This is a genomic window from Thermophilibacter immobilis (assembly GCF_015277515.1).
Lineage (GTDB): Bacteria > Actinomycetota > Coriobacteriia > Coriobacteriales > Atopobiaceae > Thermophilibacter > Thermophilibacter immobilis.
The window spans coordinates 1189435-1206066 of the sequence record NZ_CP063767.1; the positions used below are offsets into that span (position 1 = coordinate 1189435).

Genomic DNA, 16632 nt, shown 5'->3' on the forward strand with positions numbered 1-16632 from the left:
TGCCTGACCGTTCAGCGAAGCGCGCCCGCCGCCCTCGTCGATGACGTAGGACGCAAGCGACGAGACAAAAAGCGCGTCAAAAGCATTCCCTCAAAAAAGAGGCATAGTATCCATGAAGTTTCCACAAAAGGAGACGCGATGCAGGGGGGTGAGGCCCCGCGCGCGGATGGCGGCGATGTGCTCCGGGGAGCCGTAGCCCTTCGACTCGGCCAGGTGATAGCCCGGATACTCCTCGTCGTAGGCGACCATAAGGGCGTCGCGGGTGACCTTGGCCACGATGGAGGCGCAGGCGATGGCGGCGACGCGCGCGTCCCCCTTCACGAGGCTCTTCTCGGCGGGATGGACGTGCATCGGGTTTCCGTCGAGCAACACGCAGTCGGGCTCGACGCCCGTGTCGGCGATCGCGGCGGCCATCGCGTGGCGCAGCGCACTCGCCATGCCCACGGCGTCTATGGACGCGGGCTCCACGTGCGCGATCCCTATGGCCACGGCGACCTCGGCGATCGTGGCCGCGAGCGCCTCCCGGTGCGCGGGGGTGAGCTGCTTGGAGTCGTTGATGCCCCAAATGACGGGGTCGTCCGGCAGCACCACGGCCCCCACCGTGAGGGGACCCGCGAGGGATCCCCGGCCCACCTCGTCGACGCCCACGATCACGCCGTCGCCTCCGAGCTCGTGCTGGAGGGCGTACATGCCGCGCACGCGCTCGCGCTCCGCGTCCTCGCGCTCGACGCGGCGACGCGCCACCTCGACGGCGTGGCGGACCTGCTTGCGGGGGTCCTCGGCATAGCGCCCGACGAGCGCGCGCGCCTCCTCGAGGGGGGCGGAGGCTATCGTGGCCGTAACCTCGCGGGCCGTCACGGGACGAACGGACATGGCTGTCTTCCTTCCGCGAGGTTACCCTCGCCATTGCGGCCGCACCGGACACCGTCTTGCGACTGACAAAAACCCTCACTCGTCTACCTGCAGAAATATCAGGCGTCTCTCATCACGCTACGCCATCTCGCCTTTTTGCGGCCGCACGGAGGCAACGGTGGGCGGTGCGTGCCCCCGCCGCGCCCCGACAAAAAAAGCCGCCCCCGCAGGGACGGCTCGTGACGCGCGCGGGGCGAGGCTCTAGTCGCGCTTCTCGCGGATGCGCGCGGCCTTGCCGACGCGATCGCGCAGATAGTAAAGTTTGGCGCGGTGGACGTCGCCGTGGCGGACGACCTCGAGCTTGGCGATCTTGGGACTGTGGAGCGGGAAGGTGCGCTCGACGCCGACGCTGAAGCTGATCTTGCGCACGGTGAACGTCTCGCGCGACCCGGAGCCGCTCATGCGGATGACGTCGCCCTCGAAGACCTGCTCGCGGGTGCGCTCACCCTCGACGATGCGATAGTGAACCTTGACGCGATCGCCAACGCGGACAGCGGGGATGTCCTCGCGAATCTGCTGGCGCTCGATGGCGCGAATGTAGTCCATGCTCTTTCCTTGTCTCCTCTAGAGGTGTCGACGCTGGGCGAGCGACACATAGGCTTACACACAGCGTTCGATTATAGGACACCGCGCACCTTGGAACAAGGTTCTTCTTTAGGCGTCGTGGGACGGGCCCCTCTTCGCCGGCGCGCATCGCCCCTAGAGGCAGAACCCCACGACCACCCCGGAGTCCGCGTCGGCCTCGCCCGTTGAGGAGGGGAAGCCCGAGCTCATGACCTGGTAGAAGTAGCGCGCGTCATCACCCGTGAACGAGTACGGGTAGGGGGTGCGATACCACCAGGCGGACCCGAGCGCGAGCACGTGGGCGGGGTCCGAGGAGCCCGTGACGCCGACCTGGGCGAAGTAGGCGTACTGCTCCCCCTCCCCCGACAGCAGCGCGTCATAGGCCGAGAAGTCCACATAGCCCGTCGCCGCCGAGGGAGCGGCCCCGTACTCGTCCTCGAACCAGGTGAGGCTCCCGCAGACCTCGCTGGCCGAGAAGAGCCACAGGGCGTCCGAGGTCGTCGTGACGCTCGCCACGTCGTCGGTCACGCCCACGTTGTTGGTGAGCTTGTCGACCGGCACCACGAGCGGGGAGAGCTCGGCGGGCAGAAGAGCGCGCCCGTCGTCCGCCAGCCAGGCCCTGAGGCCGCTGGCCTGCCATCCGCCCTCGCTGGTCGATGGGGGCTCCATGGGCCGCATGCCGATTGGTGAGGTCATGAACGTGAGCCCCGCCACGCCCGAGCCATCCGAGCGCACGTCCTGCCTGACCCCCACGACGCGGACCTCAACCGCCACGTCGTTGCCCAGCACGAGCTGCCTCGACGAGCCGACCCCGAGGTTGTAGTCCCCCGCGATCTGGGCGCCCTCCTCGTCGCTTCCGGCCGCGGCGACCCTCTGGGCGACCTGGGCGACGTCCTGCCAGGAGTAGTCCTCGAAGGCGGCGGGCGCGAGCTCTGGCGCGGCGGGCGCGTCGGGCGCGCTCGCCGGGCCCCCGCCCGTTGCGACGAGCCGCAGAAGGCCCGCCGCGGCGATGACGAACGCGAGCGAGAGCACCACCGCAACGACCGTCAGGCCGCGGCCACCCCTGCGTCTGGACATGTTCCCCCCCCCCGTCGTCTCTCTCCACCCGAGGGTAGCAGACTCGGGCGGGCGCGACGCGGCCAGGGGACGCTCAGGAATCGGGGGCTGAGACAGGCGAGAGGCCCCGTTGCTCAACAAAACGGACCTGGGGCAGGCGCTCGACGACCGTTTCGTGCCCCGCCCCCGGATTCATGAGCGCGGGGAACAATGCCTAGCGACGCCAGGACTGCGGAATCTTGAGCCGCTCGTAGGTGCGCACGGCATAGCGGTCGGTCATGCCGGCCACGAAGTCGGCGACCTGCACCTCGAGTGCGTCGTCGTGGACGCAATACTCCTCGGGCACCTCGTCGGGATGGGCCACGAAGTGGTCAAAGAGCTCCTCGAGCATGGCGTAGGCCTTGGGCTCCTCCCACTTGGCGTCGCCGCGCTCGTAGAGGTTCGCGAACAGGAAGGAGCGCGTCGCCATCATGGCATCCCAGATGGGCCCGGACATGCCCACGTCGCCCGTCTCGGCGCTCCTCTCGACCACGTCGCGCACCATGGTCTCGATGCGCTCCGACGAGCTCGCTCCCAGGACCTCGTGGGCGACGGCAGGCAGGTTGGCCTCAGAGAGCAGACCCGCACGCTCGGCGTCGTCGATGTCGTGGCAGACATAGGCGATGCGGTCGGCCAGGCCCACGATGCGGCCCTCGGGCGTGGCCGCGTGCCGGGTGCCAGAGTGGTTTCGGATGCCGTCGACGACCTCGAAGGTGAGGTTGAGGCCGGCCCCGTCGCGCTCGAGCAGCTCCACGATGCGGGCGCTCTGCTCGTTGTGCTCAAAGAGCCGCCCGCTGGTGGGCTCATCGGGGTCGAGACCCCGGTAGCGCGCGATCGCGTGTGACAAGGCGCGCTCTCCGACGTGGCCGAAGGGCGTGTGGCCCAGGTCGTGGCCAAGGGCCACGGCCTCCGTGAGGTCCTCGTTGAGTCCCAGGGGGCGGGCGATGGAGCGCGCCACCTGGGCCACCTCGAGCGTGTGGATGAGGCGGGTGCGGTAGTGGTCTCCCTCGGGGGCGAGAAAAACCTGCGTCTTGTGGGCCAGCCGACGGAAGCTCTTGCTGTGCAGGATCCGGTCGCGGTCGCACTGGAAGCAGGTCCTCAGCAGGTCCGACTCCTCGGGTCGCGGACGGCCGCGCGACGCGTCGGCGAACGTGGCGTCCGCCGAGAGCGTCTCGTGCTCCGAGCGCTCGAGCTCCTTGCGTCCTCGCATGCGCATGATGGCTCCTCGTCCCTAAAGGAAGAGGGGGACCGAAGTCCCCCTCCCCCTCTCATCTGAGATCGACGGCTAGGCGCGCTTCTTCGCGCCGCCGTTCGAGACGATCTTGGCCTGGGCCGCCGCGAGGCGTGCGATGGGCACGCGGTACGGCGAGCAGGACACGTAGTCGAGACCGAGGTCGTAGTACATCTGGATCGAGTCGGGGTCTCCGCCCGTCTCTCCGCAGACGCCGCAGACAATCTTGTCGTTGGCCTCGTGGCCCCCCTCGACGCCGAGCTTCACGAGCTTGGCGACGCCCGCGTCGAGCGTCTCGAACGGGTTGGCCTTGAGGATCTTCTTGCTAAGGTACAGCGGAATGAAGGCGCTCTCGACGTCGTCGCGCGAGAAGCCGAAGCCCATCTGGGTGAGGTCGTTCGTACCGAAGGAGAAGAAGTCGGCGTACTCACCGATCTCGTCGGCGGTGACGGCGGCGCGCGGGATCTCGATCATGCATCCCACGGGGATGGAGAGCTCGACGCCGGTCTGCTCGCACACGCCCTCGATGACGTCCCCGATCTGCTCGCGCACGACCTTGAGCTCCTCGACGGTGGAGACGAGTGGGACCATGATCTCGGGCTTGGGGTTCAGGCCGCGCTTCTTGAGCTGCGCGGCCGCGCCGGCAATGGCGCGGACCTGCATCTCGGTGAGCTCGGGGTACACGATGCCCAAACGACAGCCGCGCAGGCCGAGCATGGGGTTGACCTCCTGGAAGGAGTCGAGACGAGCGAGCATGTCGCGACGGGCCTTGAGCTGGATGCGGCTCTCGCCGCGATCCTCCGCGTGCGCGAGGTCGATGGCGTAGGCGCGCGGGTCGTCGAGGAACTCATGCAGGGGCGGGTCGAGCAGGCGCACGATCACGGCCTTGCCGTCCATGGCCTCGAACATGCCGAGGAAGTCCTCGGTCTGGACCTTGAGGAGCTGGCCCAAGGCCTGCTGCTTGGCACCCGGCTCGTCGGCGAGGATGAAGGACTGGATGATCTCCTTGCGGTCCCCCAGGAACATGTGCTCGGTGCGGTCGAGGCCGATGCCCTCGGCGCCGAAGTCGCGGGACAGCTTGGCGTCGGCGGGGTTGTCGGCGTTGGCGCGCACGCCTATGTTGCGGCCGCGCGAGGCGTCGACGCGCACAGCGTCGGCCCACTCGAGGATGGTCTCGAGGTCTCCGGTGAGCTCGGGGCGGGTCAGGGTGACGGCACCCAAGATGACGTCGCCGGTTGTGCCGTTGATGGAGATGACGTCGCCCTCGTGGAGCACGACGTCGGTGCCGGAGACGGCGACCTCCTTGTTCCTGGCGTCGATGCGCAGCGCCTCGGCACCGCAGACGCAGGGGGCGCCCATGCCGCGAGCGATGACGGCCGCGTGGCTCGTCTTGCCTCCGTGGCTCGTGAGGATGCCCTCGGCCGCGACCATGCCCTTGAGGTCATCGGGCGTGGTCTCCCAGCGCACGAGGATGCAGGGCTGGTCCTTGTTGGCGCAGTGGACGGCGTCGTCGGCCGAGAAGACGATCTGTCCCACGGCGGCGCCCGGCGAGGCGTTCATGCCCTTGGTGAGGACCTTGAAGTCGGCCTTCGGGTCGAACTGCGGGTGCAGGAGCTGGTCGAGCTGGGACGGGGCGACCCGCATGACCGCCTGCTCCTTGGAGATGCGGCCCTCCTTCTCGAACTGCATGGCGATGGCGAGCGCGGCCATGGCGGTGCGCTTGCCCACGCGGGTCTGGAGCATCCAGAGCTTGCCCTGCTCGATGGTGAACTCGATGTCCATCATGTCGCGGTAGTGCTCCTCAAGCGTGAGGAAGATCTCGTCGAGCTGCTTGCCCGCCTCCTCGAGGCCCTCGACGTGCTTGAGGTCGGCGATGGGCTCGGTGTTGCGGATGCCCGCCACGACGTCCTCGCCCTGGGCGTTGACCAGGAAGTCGCCGTAGAACTCCTTGGTGCCGTCGGCGGGGTTGCGCGTGAAGGCCACGCCCGTCGCGGAGGTGTCGCCCTTGTTGCCGAAGACCATGACCTGGACGTTGACGGCCGTGCCGAGCTCGTCGGAGATCTTGTTCTGCTTGCGGTAGATGATGGCGCGCTCGTTCATCCAGCTGCCGAAGACGGCCTCGATGGAGAGGCGCAGCTGCAGCTTGGGATCCTGCGGGAACTCCGCGCGCCCGTCGACGGTGACCTCGGGGTGGGCATGCGAGTCGACGTTGACCGCGAAGATCTGCTTGAAGGTCTGCGCGAGGTCCTCGAGGTCATCAGCCGAGAGCTCGGTGTCGAGCTTGACGCCGACCTCGGCCTTCTTGGCGTTGATGGCATCCTCGAAGAGCTGGCCGTCGACGCCCATGACGACGCCGGAGAACATCTGGATGAAGCGACGGTAGGAGTCCCAGCCAAAGCGGGCGTTGCCGGTCTGCTCGATGATGCCGTGGACCGAGACGTCGTTCAGGCCGAGGTTCAAGACCGTGTCCATCATGCCCGGCATGGAGAAGGGCGCGCCGGAGCGCACGGAGACGAGCAGCGGGTCGGTGGGGTCGCCGAGCTGCTTGCCCATGCGCCCCTCGAGGTCAACGCGGGCGGCGTCAATCTCGTCGAGGACGCCGGCGGGCCAGGTGTTGTCCGAGGTGGAGTACGCGACGCAGGTCTGGCAGGTGATGGAGAATCCCGGGGGGACCGGGAGGCCGATGCGGGCCATCTCGGCGAGGTTGGCGCCCTTGCCACCGACGATCCACTTCGAGACGTCGACGGTCTCGCCCGCCAGCTCGGTGGCGTCCACGCCGTCGGCACCGACGCCGAAGCGGTACACGTGCTTTTCAGCCATACTGTCCTCTTTTGCTTTCCTGGGTTCCAGACACGCCCGCGGGGACGTGCACTTACTACGGGTTCACGCGCAGGGGCCCAACCCCGCGCCATCTGAATATGGTAGCAAGCTCACCTGCTCAGAGCTGCTCATTTAGATATTCGGTCACTGATGGCGGGTAAACGGCCGTCCGCGAACAAAGAGCAGGCCCAGGCGTGCAGCCTGGGCCTGATGGTAGTAATATGGAGCTGATTTTCGATTATTTGCCCTCGGGCTCCTCGTTGAAGACGGCACCAATCGCATGGGTAGGCTCCTCACCCGTGAGGGTGGAGAGCACCGTGACCGCCGGGCCCAGAAGGTCAATCGAGGGGATGCCGCGCCGGTCGAGCTCACGGCGAATCTCGCGCCGCAGGATGCCGTTGGCAAAGGTGTGAAACACCGCGCTCGGGCGGTCCGGGTCGAAGTCCTCGTCGAAGTAGGCGCGTACGGTATTGACGTCCTTGACGTTCGAGAGGCGTCTGATCTCGACGGACCCGTCGCCGAACTGGGCCGCGGCCGCCATGACGACCGTGTTGGCCGTCTCGCCGCGCGAGTCCGACAAGACGTAGATGAGCGGAACCGCCTGCTCGAAGGCATCGTCGTCCAAATCAAGCGTAGTCATCGCGAGTCCTCCTGTAGCCGTGGTCATGCCTGGGCGCGGATGCCCGAGCCCACCCTATCCTACTTCTTACGCGAGAGCGCGCCAATATCGGCGACGCCCACGAAGACTTCAACGAAGCGGTTGAGCAGGCGCAGGCGGTTCTCTCGCTTCGCAGTATCCTCATCCATGACGAGGACGTCGTCGAAGAATCGGTCGATGGGCGCCTTGAGCCCGGCAAGGGCCCCCAGACAGCCCGCGAAGTCTCCGGCTGCCAGGAGGCGCGCGACCTCTGACGAGCCCCGCTCGCACGCCGCGAGCAGCGCGCGCTCGGCCCCGCCGAGAAGCCCCGCGTCCACGGAGGTGCCCAGGCTCGCGTCGGCGAGGTGGGCGGCGCGGGCGTAGGCCTGCGCGAGGTCCTCGAAGAGCTCCGGGCTCGTGCGGCGCGCGTCCTCGAGGGCGTGGGCCCGAGAGAGGAAGACGGAGGGGTCGACGACGCCGGCCGCCGAGACGGCCTCGACGGTGTCCGGCGAGACGTGCTCGTCGCGCGCGATCGAGGCGAGGCGTCCCTGGAAGTAGGTCGCGACGGCCCGCTCGGCGGTGCCGCGATCGAAGGCGAGGCCCTGCTCCTCGTAGGCGTCGAGCGCGCAAAACACCAGGGCGGCCAGGTTGGCGAGAGGCGCCTCGCGCAGCATGGCGATCACGCCGATGGTGCTGCGGCGCACCGCAAAGGGGTCCGACGAGCCCGTGGGCGGCTGCTCGATGGCGAACATGCCGCAGATCGTGTCGAGCTTGTCGGCGACGGCCACGCAGGTCCCCACGGGGCCCTGGGGCAGGCGGTCCCCCGCGAAGCGCGGGCGATACTGGTCGCGGATGGCCCGGGCGACCTCGACGGGCTCGCCGTCGTGCGCGGCGTAGTAGCCGCCCATGACGCCCTGCTGGCTCGTGAACTCGACGACCGCCTGCGTCACGAGGTCGGCCTTGGCGAGCAGCGCCGCGCGGCCGGCCTGGGCGGCCTGGGCCTCGTCAAGCAGAAGCGAGCGGCGGGCGACCTCGGGGGCGAGGCGCTCCATGCGCTCAGCCTTCTGGAGCATGGAGCCGAGCCGCTCCTGGAAGGTGACCTCGGCGAGGCGGGGCAGGTAGGCCTCGAGCGGACGCTTGAGGTCCTCCTCGTAGAAGAACTTGGCGTCGTCGAGGCGGGCGCGCACGACGCGCTCGTTGCCGTCGACGACGCGCGCGCTGTTCTCGGGACGCGTGTTGGAGACGACCACGAACTCGCGCGTGAGGGCGCCAGAGGCGTCGTAGATCGGGAAGTAGCGCTGGTTGGAGAGCATCGACTCGCAGATGATCTCGTGGGGCACCTCGAGGAACTCGGCGTCGAAGGTTCCCACGACGACCGTCGGCCACTCGCAGAGGTTCACGACCTCGTCAAGGACCTTCTTGGGGGTGTCGACGCGCGAGCCGGGGCGCGCGGCCTCGACCCCGGCGATACCGGCCGCGATGGCCGAGCGCCGGCGCTCCTCCGAGAGCACGCCCGCTGCCTCGAGGACCCCCTCGTAGGCGGCCGGCTCGCAGACCACGTGCTCCCCCGGGCCCAGGACGCGATGGCCGCGGGTGGTGTTGGAGCTCGTCACGTCCGCATAGGTGACGGGCACGACCTCGCTGCCGAGAAGGGCGCAGATCCAGCGGATCGGGCGCACGAAGGTCTGGTGCTGGGTGCCCCAGCGCTGGCTGCGGTAGTTGGGCCACTCGAGGGAGCCGATGAGGCGCTCCGAGAGCGCGGAGAGGATGGGCAGCGCGGGCGCGGAGGCGATGCTCTTCTCGGCGAAGACGTACTCGCGGCCGTCGGAGTCCTGGCGGCGCACGAGCGCCTCGGCGCCCACGCCGCACTTGCGGGCGAAGCCGGCGGCGGCCCTGGTGGGCGCGCCGGACTCGTCGAAGGCGATCTTGGCGGCCGGGCCGCGCTTTACTTCGTGGACCTCCTCGGTCGCGCAGGCGACGTCCGCCACGAGGGCGGCGAGCCGGCGCGGGCTCGAGATCACGCGCACCTCCCCGTGCGCGAGGCCCGCCTCGTCGAGGCCGTCGCGCACGAGCCTCTCGAGCTGGCGCACCGCGCCCATGAGCGGCGCCGAGGGCATCTCCTCGCAGCCGATCTCGAGCAGGAAGTCACGGGTCTCAGCCATCTAGGCCACCTCTTCGTTCGATGTGCGCGCGCCGGCGACCTCTTCGAGGTAGGCCTCGCAGCAGGCCTTGGCGACGGCGCGCACGCGCAGGATGTAGTTGGCGCGTTCGACGGCGGACAGGGCGCCGCGGGCGTCGAGCAGGTTGAAGGCGTGGGAGCACTTCATGACGCAGTCGTAGGCCGGCAGGGGCAGGCGGCGCTCGAGGCAGCTTTGGCACTCCCCCTCGTAGTCGTCGAACTTCTGCCGCATCATCCCCACGTTGGCGACCTCGAAGTTGTAGGTCGAGAACTCTCGCTCGTTCTCCAGGAAGACGTCGCCGTAGGTCATAGGGGTGCCGTCGGGCAGATAGCTCCACACGAGGTCGTAGACCGAGCTCACGCCCTGGGCGTACATGGCGATGCGCTCGAGGCCATAGGTGATCTCGACGGGCACGGGGTCGACCTCGATGCCGCCCACCTGCTGGAAGTAGGTGAACTGCGTCACCTCCATGCCGTTGAGCCAGACCTCCCAGCCCAGCCCCCACGCGCCCAGGGTGGGGCTTTCCCAGTCGTCCTCGACGAAGCGCACGTCATGAAGGTCGGGGTCGAGCCCGATGGCCGCCAGCGAGCCGAGGTAGAGGTCCTGGGAGTCGGCGGGGGACGGCTTGAGCAGGACCTGGAACTGGTAGTAGTGCTGAAGGCGGTTGGGGTTCTCGCCGTAGCGTCCGTCGGCGGGGCGGCGGCACGGCTGAGGGTAGCAGGTGCGCCACGCGGAGGGGCCCAGCGAGCGCAGGGTCGTGGCCGTGTGGAAGGTGCCCGCGCCCACCTCGGAGTCGTAGGGCTGCATGAGCGTGCACCCCTGTACCGCCCAGTAGCGCTCGAGCGCAAGAATCATGTCTTGGAACGTAAGCGCGTTGTCGCTCATATCGTCCTTTTCCTGTTTGATCCGACGCGCCTAGAGCCCGGCGACGTCGGCGAGGGGCCAGTAGATGAAAAGCGCCCTCGATGTTACGTCATCGACGCTCACGGCGCCGAAGTAGCGCGAGTCCTTCGAGTTGGTGCGGTTGTCGCCCATGACCCAGACGCAGCTGGCCGGGACCGTGTAGGGATAGGTGATCTGCGCTGCGCCCGCGAGGTCCGACAGGGAGTAGCTGAGCTTGCCGAGGGTGTAGGGCTCGTCAAGGGCGACGCCGTCCACGTACACGAAGCCGTCTCTGAGGTCCACGCTCTGGCCCGCGACCGCGATGACGCGTTTGATGAGGGTCTGGTCGTCAAGCGGGCTGTCGAAGGTCACGATGTCGCCGGGCTGGGGACCCTCGAAGTGAAGCGTCACCCGCTCCCCGACGAGCAGGTCGCCTTCCTGGATGGTCTCGAGCATGGAGCCCGAGGGGACCAGGTAGGTGCCAAAGACGAAGGTCCGCAGCAGAAGGGCCGCAGCGAGGGCAAGCCCGACGCACCCCACGAGCCACCAGACGCCGCCCGTGCCCCTTCGGTCACGCTCGGCCATCGCAGGGACCTCCCTCTCTCCGGGCCTCGCGCGCGCGGGCCCACTCGTCGTCCGTGAGCCCCGCGCCGTCGAGCAGGTCGGGCCTCCAGCGAGCGGTGCGCTCAAGCGCGTCGGCGCGGCGCCAGGCGTCCACGCGGGCGTGGTCGCCCGAGAGCAGGACCTCGGGGACGTCCATCCCGCGATAGCTCGCCGGGCGCGTGTACTGCGCGTACTCGAGCAGGCTCGCCGAGAAGGACTCGTCCTGGGCGCTCGCCTCGTCTCCCAGGGCCCCGGGCAGAAGCCGCACGCAGGCGTCGATGAGGACGAGCGCCGCGAGCTCGCCCCCGGTCAGGACGTAGTCGCCCAGGGAGACGACGTCGTCGGCCAGGGAGTAGGCGCGCTCGTCGACGCCCTCGTAGCGCGCGCAGACGAGCAGCACGCGCGGCGTGCGGGCGAGGTCGGCGGCATAGCCCTGATCGAAGGGGCGGCCACAGGGCGAGAAGAACACCACGCGCGGCCGCGCCTCGCCGCGCGCGCTGAGGTCCTCGACGGCCTCGAAGATCGGCGCGGGCTTCATGAGCATGCCGGGGCCCCCGCCGAAGGGGGCGTCATCGACCGTCCGATGGCGATCATGGGTCCAGTCTCGCAGGTCATGGGCCTGAAATGAGAAGATCCGCGCCCTTCTCGCGCGCCCCATGATGGAAGCGTCGAGGTAGGGGTCGAAGACCTCGGGGAAGACGGAGAGGGCCTCGAAGCGCATCAGAGTCCGTCCTTTCCGCCCGGCCACGTCAGGCCGTCCGGCACGCGCAGCGTGATGGGGCCGGACTCGGGAAGCGCGGAGACGACCTCGTCGATGACGGGCAGGATCACCTCTCCGGCGGGCGTGCGCACGCACCAGGCGTCATTTGCGGGGCCGACCATGATCTCCTCGATCCATCCGCACTCGTCGGTGCCCTCCACGCGCACCTCGCGCCCCACGAGCGCGGACGCGTCGTGCAGGGCGAGGTCGGCCGGTAGGTCGCTCGCGCGGGCGAGCAGGGTCTTTCCCACGAGCCCCTCGGCGTCGCCGAGCGTGGTCGCTCCCGAGAGGGCAACGAGCTGGCCCGAGCGACCGCCGTCGGAGCAGGCGTCCACGACGTGCCAGCGCCCGTCCCCGAGCGCGGGCGGCACGACGGCCACCTCGAGCCCCGCGCGCACAAGCGAGGGAAGGCCGTCCACGCAAACCGTGACGACCTCCCCCTTTCTCCCATGCGGCTTGACCACGCGGGCTATGGCTCTGAAGCGCTCGTACATGCGGTCCTAGCCTACGACCTCAACCTCGACCGCCGTGCCCACGCGCTGACCGAGGGCGCGGGCGAGGGTGCGAATGGCCTTGATGGTACGGCCCTTGCGCCCGATGACGCGACCGGCGTCCTGCTCGGAGCAGGTGACCTCGATGAGCGAGCCCGCCTCGGAGTCCGTCACGTCCAAGGTGACCGAGTCCTCGTCGTCGACGAGCCCGCATACGATGAACTCGACGAGGTCGCAGACCTTGTCGGAGGGCAGCTCGGACTCATTCACGCCCGTGGGGGCCTCGTCTGTGGCTTCCATCCGGGCCACGCTACTCGGCGTCGGCCTTGGCAGCCGCCGCCTTGGCAGCGGCCTTCTTGGAGAGCTTGGCCTTCTTCTCCACGACGGGCTGGCCGTTGCGCACGACGTCGACGAGATGGGAGACGGCACTGGAGGGCTGGGCGCCCTTGGAGACCCACTCGTCGACCTTCTCGAGGTTGATGTCGATGGTCTTGGGGTTGGTCAGCGGGTTGTAGCGACCGATCTCCTCGATGTAGCGACCGTCGCGTGGCATGCGGCCGTCGCAGACGACGACGCGGTAGTACGGGCGCTTCTTGGCACCGTGACGGGCCAGGCGAATCTTAACTGCCAATGAAAACTCCTCCAGACGAGCGATGCGCGTAGTGGGTAGGTTGGCCGCACCGCAAAGCCACAAAACAGTTACTCATCATACGACTCTTCACGACGGCCGCAAGATGCAGTTTTTGTGAACCGGGCCCCCGCGCGTCGAGCCGGCGCGCTGCGGTTCAGTGCCCTTTAAGGGTTGATGGGTAGGATAGCACACACGACGTAGCCAGCAACCGTGCGGAGGGATGGCCATGAACATACTTGTCGTCGAGGACGAGCGCAACCTTGCCGATGCGATCGTGCGCATCTTGAGCGACGCCTCGTACAACGCCGAAGCCGTCTACGACGGGAAGGCTGCCCTGCGCTCCGCGCTCTCGGACGCCTACGACGCCATCGTCCTCGACGTGATGCTTCCCGGCATGAACGGCAACGAGGTCGTCCACGAGATGCGCCGCCAGAACGTGAGCACCCCGGTTCTGCTGCTCACCGCGCGCACCTCCACCTCCGACAAGGTCGAGGGGCTCGACGCAGGCGCGGACGACTACATGACCAAGCCCTTTGAGGCCCCCGAGCTGCTCGCGCGCCTGCGCGCCCTCACGCGCCGGCGCGGCGAGGTCCTGCTCGACGAGGTCAGCTTCGCCGACGTCACCCTCGACCTCACCACGCACGACCTCGCGTGCGAGGACCACTCGGTGCACCTGTCGGGCAAGGAGTTCGAGGTGATGAGCATCCTCATGAGCTCGAGCGCCCGCGTGGTCTCCAAGCAGGACCTGCTCACCCGCGTCTGGGGCGCCGACGCGGAGGCGTCGGAGAACTCCGTCGAGGCCTACGTCTCCTTCCTGCGCAAGAAGCTCGGCCACATCGGGTCCAAGGTCCAGATCACCACGCTCAGGATGCTCGGCTATCGTCTCGAGGTCTTCGACGACTAGCGTCGAGGAGACGTCATGCTCACCAAGCTGCGCCATGAGTTCGTAGCCATCACGATGGCCCTCGTGGGCGTGGTGCTCGTCGTCGCCCTGGGCTCGACGCTGCTCGCGAGTGCCTCGCGTCAGCGCTCTCTCACCCGCGAGAGTCTCGAGCGCGCCCTGGACGAGCAGTTCGCCCCGCAGTTTGGAGACTCGAGCGGGCGGCAGGGAGGCGACGCGGCCCTCACCATGACCGTCGACGTGAGCGCCGACGGCACGGTGCTGGCGCGCAGCGACTCCCCCGTCCAGATTCCCACCGACACCCTCTACGACGTCATAGTCGAGGCCCTGGGTTCCGACCAGAACTCGGGGCACAGCGACGACTACCCCATCGCCTGGATGCGCGCGGACACCGGCGACGGCTTCAGGATCGCCCTCGCCGACACCTACTCGCGCGACTCCGGCTTGCGCGACCAGGCCACGACCGACCTCGTGATCGTCACGGTGTCCATGGGGGCGCTCTACGTGGTGGCGTGGCTCCTGTCCGGCTGGGTCCTGCGCCCCGTGCGCGAGGCCTGGGAGCGCCAGCGGCGCTTCGTCTCGGACGCCTCCCACGAGCTCAAGACCCCGCTTGCCGTCATCGTCGCAAACACGCAGATACTCGGCTCCGAGGGCGCCCTGCCCGAAGGGGCCCGACGCTGGGTCGAGAGCACCAGCGAGGAGGCGAGCCACATGAAGAGCCTCGTGGAGGACCTCCTCACGCTCGCCCGCGCCGACGAGGGCCGCAGCCTGGGGTCGGGCGATTGCCCCGTGCGCGAGGACGTCGACCTCACGGCCCTCGTGGAGGGCTGCGCCCTGGAGTTTGACGCGGTCGCCTTCGAGCGGGGCTGCTCCATCGAGTGCGACCTCGCGCCTTGGGTGCACGTGACCGGAGACCCCTCCCAGCTCGGGCGCATGGTGCGCACGCTCGTGGACAACGCGACGAAGTACGCCCAGCGCGACACCCCCGTGCGCGTGCGCCTCGCCTACGACGCGCGCCGCGTTCGCCTCACGGTCTCCAACTCCGGCGAGCCCATCGCGGCCGAGGACCTCGAGCACCTCTTCGATCGCTTCTACCGCACCGACAGAGCCCGGGAGCGCCAGGAGAACGGGGGCTTCGGCCTCGGCCTCGCCATCGCAAAAAGCATCGTCGAGGCGCAGGGGGGAAAGATCTCCGCCGCGTCCACGCCCGAGGGAACCACGACCTTCACCGTGCTCCTATAATCGGGGCATGACGAACCCAGCCGACAGGGGCCTCATGGGCGCAGGCTCCCCGTTCACGTGGGAGGGCCCCGCCATCGGTCTGCTCGACCTCGACGCCTTCTTCGCGTCGGTCGAGCAGCTCGACCATCCCTCGTGGCGGGGCAAGCCCGTCATCGTGGGCGGCTCCTCGTCCAAGCGAGGCGTGGTCTCCACGGCCTCCTACGAGGCCCGTCGCTTTGGCGTGCACTCCGCGATGCCCTCGTTCACGGCCGAGCGCCTCTGCCCCGACGCCATCTGGACGCAGGGCAACTACGCGCGCTACCGCGAGATGAGCGATGCCGTCATGGCCCTCGTGGACGCCGAGACCCCCCTCGTGCAGCAGGTCTCCATCGACGAGGCCTTCTTCGACGTCACGCCGGGGCGCTTCTCGCGCGAGAGCCCGGTCGAGATCTGCCGCCGCCTCCAGGAGCGCGTCTCAGAGCTCGGCGTGACCTGCTCGATCGGCCTGGGGACCAGCAAGACCGTGGCCAAGGTAGCCTCGGAGCGCGAGAAGCCCCGCGGGCTCACCGTGGTCTTCCCCGGCACCGAGCGCGCGTTTCTCGCCCCGCTCGGCGTGGGAGCCATGAGCGGCGTGGGGTCGGCGACCGAGAAGCGCCTCGCCCAGATGGGAATCACCACCCTGGGCGAGCTGGCCCGCGCGGACGTGTGCGCGCTGGAGCGCGCGTTCGGGGTGCTGGGACCGCGCATGGCCCAGCGGGCGGCCGGGCTCGAGAGGAGCCCCGTGAGCGCTGCGGCGGCGCCCGACGAAGTCAAGTCCGTCTCGAACGAGCGCACCTTCGAGCACGACCTCACGAGCGAGGCGGAGGTGCACGCCGCCGTGCGCCACATCGCCTCCCTCGTGGGACGGCGCCTGCGCAAGAGGGGGCTCCGGGGCTCGACCGTCACCCTCAAGCTCAAGTACGACGCCCTGAGCGGGCGCTCCGCGCAGAGGGCGCTCGCGCACCCGACCGACGACGAGCGCGTCTTCGGGGCGGTGGCGGTGGAGCTCGCGGGCGAGCTCTGGCACGAGGGCGCCCCCGTGCGCCTTCTGGGCGTGGGGGTCTCGGGCTTCGACGCGAGGCGGCCCGAACAGCTCGAGCTGTTCGGCGCGGGTGAGCCAGGCGCGCCGGAGGGCGAAGGTGGCTCGGCGCTGGGCCGCGTCACCGACGAGCTGCGCGAGCGCTTTGGCGACGACGCCGTGAGCTATGGGCGCGACCTGCGCTTCCGGGGACGCACGTCGGACACCACGCCCATGAACAAAAGCGACTTCTAGGCACCGGGGCTACGCGTCGCCGTTCGCGCCCGCAAGGTCCAGCTCGACGCGGTCGGCGTCGCCCCAGAGGCTCTCGAGGCGATAGAAGGCGCGGGCCTCGGGCTGGAACACGTGGACGACCACGGAGCCGTAGTCCAGGAGCACCCAGGAGAGCTGGGCGCGGCCCTCGCACGAGAGGGGCGAGACGGCGCAGTTCGCGTGCACGCGCTCGCGCACCTCGTCGACGATGGCGTCGACCTGCCGGGCGGTCGCGCCCGTGCAGATGAGGAAGTAGTCGCAGACGTCGGTCTTGGACGAGAGGTCGAGCAGGACGATGTCGGCGGCCTTCTTGGCGTCGGCGGCGAGCGCGGCGACGCGCGCGAGCTCGAGCGGGGTTTGGGGCATGAGGTCTC

17 protein-coding genes are annotated in these 16632 nt (G+C 69.0%); 3 read left to right on the forward strand and 14 right to left on the reverse strand.

Going from position 1 to position 16632, the window contains the following annotated elements:
- Positions 1-90: 90 nt before the first annotated feature.
- The 13 genes from INP52_RS05310 to rpsP all read right to left on the reverse strand — a co-directional run bounded on the left by INP52_RS05310 (position 91) and on the right by rpsP (position 12806).
- On the reverse strand, positions 91-873 hold the full coding sequence (locus INP52_RS05310) for a ribonuclease HII (protein ID WP_194369700.1): 783 nt from the start codon (positions 871-873) through the stop codon (positions 91-93).
- A gap of 240 nt (positions 874-1113) precedes the next feature.
- Positions 1114-1458, reverse strand: a complete 345-nt coding sequence (gene rplS / locus INP52_RS05315) for a 50S ribosomal protein L19 (RefSeq protein ID WP_194369702.1) — start codon at positions 1456-1458, stop codon at positions 1114-1116.
- A 153-nt stretch (positions 1459-1611) separates the two neighbouring features.
- Entirely contained in the window at positions 1612-2553 is a 942-nt protein-coding gene (locus INP52_RS05320) for a DUF6273 domain-containing protein (RefSeq protein ID WP_194369704.1), read from the reverse strand.
- Between the two features lie 193 nt (positions 2554-2746).
- On the reverse strand, positions 2747-3787 hold the full coding sequence (locus tag INP52_RS05325) for a deoxyguanosinetriphosphate triphosphohydrolase (protein WP_194369705.1): 1041 nt from the start codon (positions 3785-3787) through the stop codon (positions 2747-2749).
- A 69-nt stretch (positions 3788-3856) separates the two neighbouring features.
- The gene (gene ppdK, locus INP52_RS05330) at positions 3857-6622 is read right to left on the reverse strand and encodes a pyruvate, phosphate dikinase (RefSeq protein ID WP_194369708.1); all 2766 of its coding nucleotides are present in this window, start codon (positions 6620-6622) and stop codon (positions 3857-3859) included.
- Between the two features lie 238 nt (positions 6623-6860).
- A complete protein-coding gene (locus INP52_RS05335; protein ID WP_194369710.1) occupies positions 6861-7262 on the reverse strand; it encodes a kinase/pyrophosphorylase in 402 nt (133 codons plus the stop codon).
- A gap of 59 nt (positions 7263-7321) precedes the next feature.
- Positions 7322-9421 carry a glycine--tRNA ligase subunit beta gene (glyS, locus tag INP52_RS05340; protein WP_194369712.1) on the reverse strand — a complete coding sequence of 700 codons (2100 nt, stop codon included), beginning with the start codon at positions 9419-9421 and terminating at the stop codon, positions 7322-7324.
- Positions 9422-10324, reverse strand: coding sequence for a glycine--tRNA ligase subunit alpha (locus tag INP52_RS05345; protein ID WP_194369714.1), 903 nt, complete (start codon positions 10322-10324; stop codon positions 9422-9424).
- Between the two features lie 30 nt (positions 10325-10354).
- Positions 10355-10906, reverse strand: coding sequence for a signal peptidase I (lepB, locus tag INP52_RS05350; RefSeq protein WP_194369716.1), 552 nt, complete (start codon positions 10904-10906; stop codon positions 10355-10357).
- Positions 10893-11645 carry a tRNA (guanosine(37)-N1)-methyltransferase TrmD gene (gene trmD, locus INP52_RS05355; protein WP_194369717.1) on the reverse strand — a complete coding sequence of 251 codons (753 nt, stop codon included), beginning with the start codon at positions 11643-11645 and terminating at the stop codon, positions 10893-10895. Before trmD ends, lepB begins: the two co-directional genes overlap by 14 nt.
- Positions 11645-12178, reverse strand: a complete 534-nt coding sequence (locus INP52_RS05360; RefSeq protein ID WP_194369719.1) for a ribosome maturation factor RimM — start codon at positions 12176-12178, stop codon at positions 11645-11647. Before INP52_RS05360 ends, trmD begins: the two co-directional genes overlap by 1 nt.
- A gap of 6 nt (positions 12179-12184) precedes the next feature.
- Positions 12185-12475, reverse strand: a complete 291-nt coding sequence (locus INP52_RS05365; protein WP_194369721.1) for a KH domain-containing protein — start codon at positions 12473-12475, stop codon at positions 12185-12187.
- A 10-nt stretch (positions 12476-12485) separates the two neighbouring features.
- On the reverse strand, positions 12486-12806 hold the full coding sequence (rpsP, locus tag INP52_RS05370) for a 30S ribosomal protein S16 (RefSeq protein WP_194369723.1): 321 nt from the start codon (positions 12804-12806) through the stop codon (positions 12486-12488).
- A 226-nt stretch (positions 12807-13032) separates the two neighbouring features.
- Here rpsP and INP52_RS05375 point away from each other — a divergent pair, with 226 nt between their 5' ends.
- From INP52_RS05375 to dinB, 3 genes are read left to right on the forward strand one after another with little or no spacing between them, the layout of a single operon-like run.
- Positions 13033-13710 (forward strand): response regulator transcription factor, encoded by a 678-nt coding sequence (locus INP52_RS05375; RefSeq protein ID WP_194369725.1) that lies wholly within the window; start codon positions 13033-13035, stop codon positions 13708-13710.
- Between the two features lie 15 nt (positions 13711-13725).
- Positions 13726-14949 (forward strand): sensor histidine kinase, encoded by a 1224-nt coding sequence (locus tag INP52_RS05380; protein WP_194369727.1) that lies wholly within the window; start codon positions 13726-13728, stop codon positions 14947-14949.
- A 34-nt stretch (positions 14950-14983) separates the two neighbouring features.
- A complete protein-coding gene (gene dinB, locus INP52_RS05385) occupies positions 14984-16240 on the forward strand; it encodes a DNA polymerase IV (RefSeq protein ID WP_228478265.1) in 1257 nt (418 codons plus the stop codon).
- A gap of 9 nt (positions 16241-16249) precedes the next feature.
- Here dinB and rsfS read toward each other — a convergent pair whose 3' ends face one another.
- Positions 16250-16624 carry a ribosome silencing factor gene (gene rsfS / locus INP52_RS05390; RefSeq protein ID WP_194369731.1) on the reverse strand — a complete coding sequence of 125 codons (375 nt, stop codon included), beginning with the start codon at positions 16622-16624 and terminating at the stop codon, positions 16250-16252.
- Positions 16625-16632 lie beyond the last annotated feature (8 nt).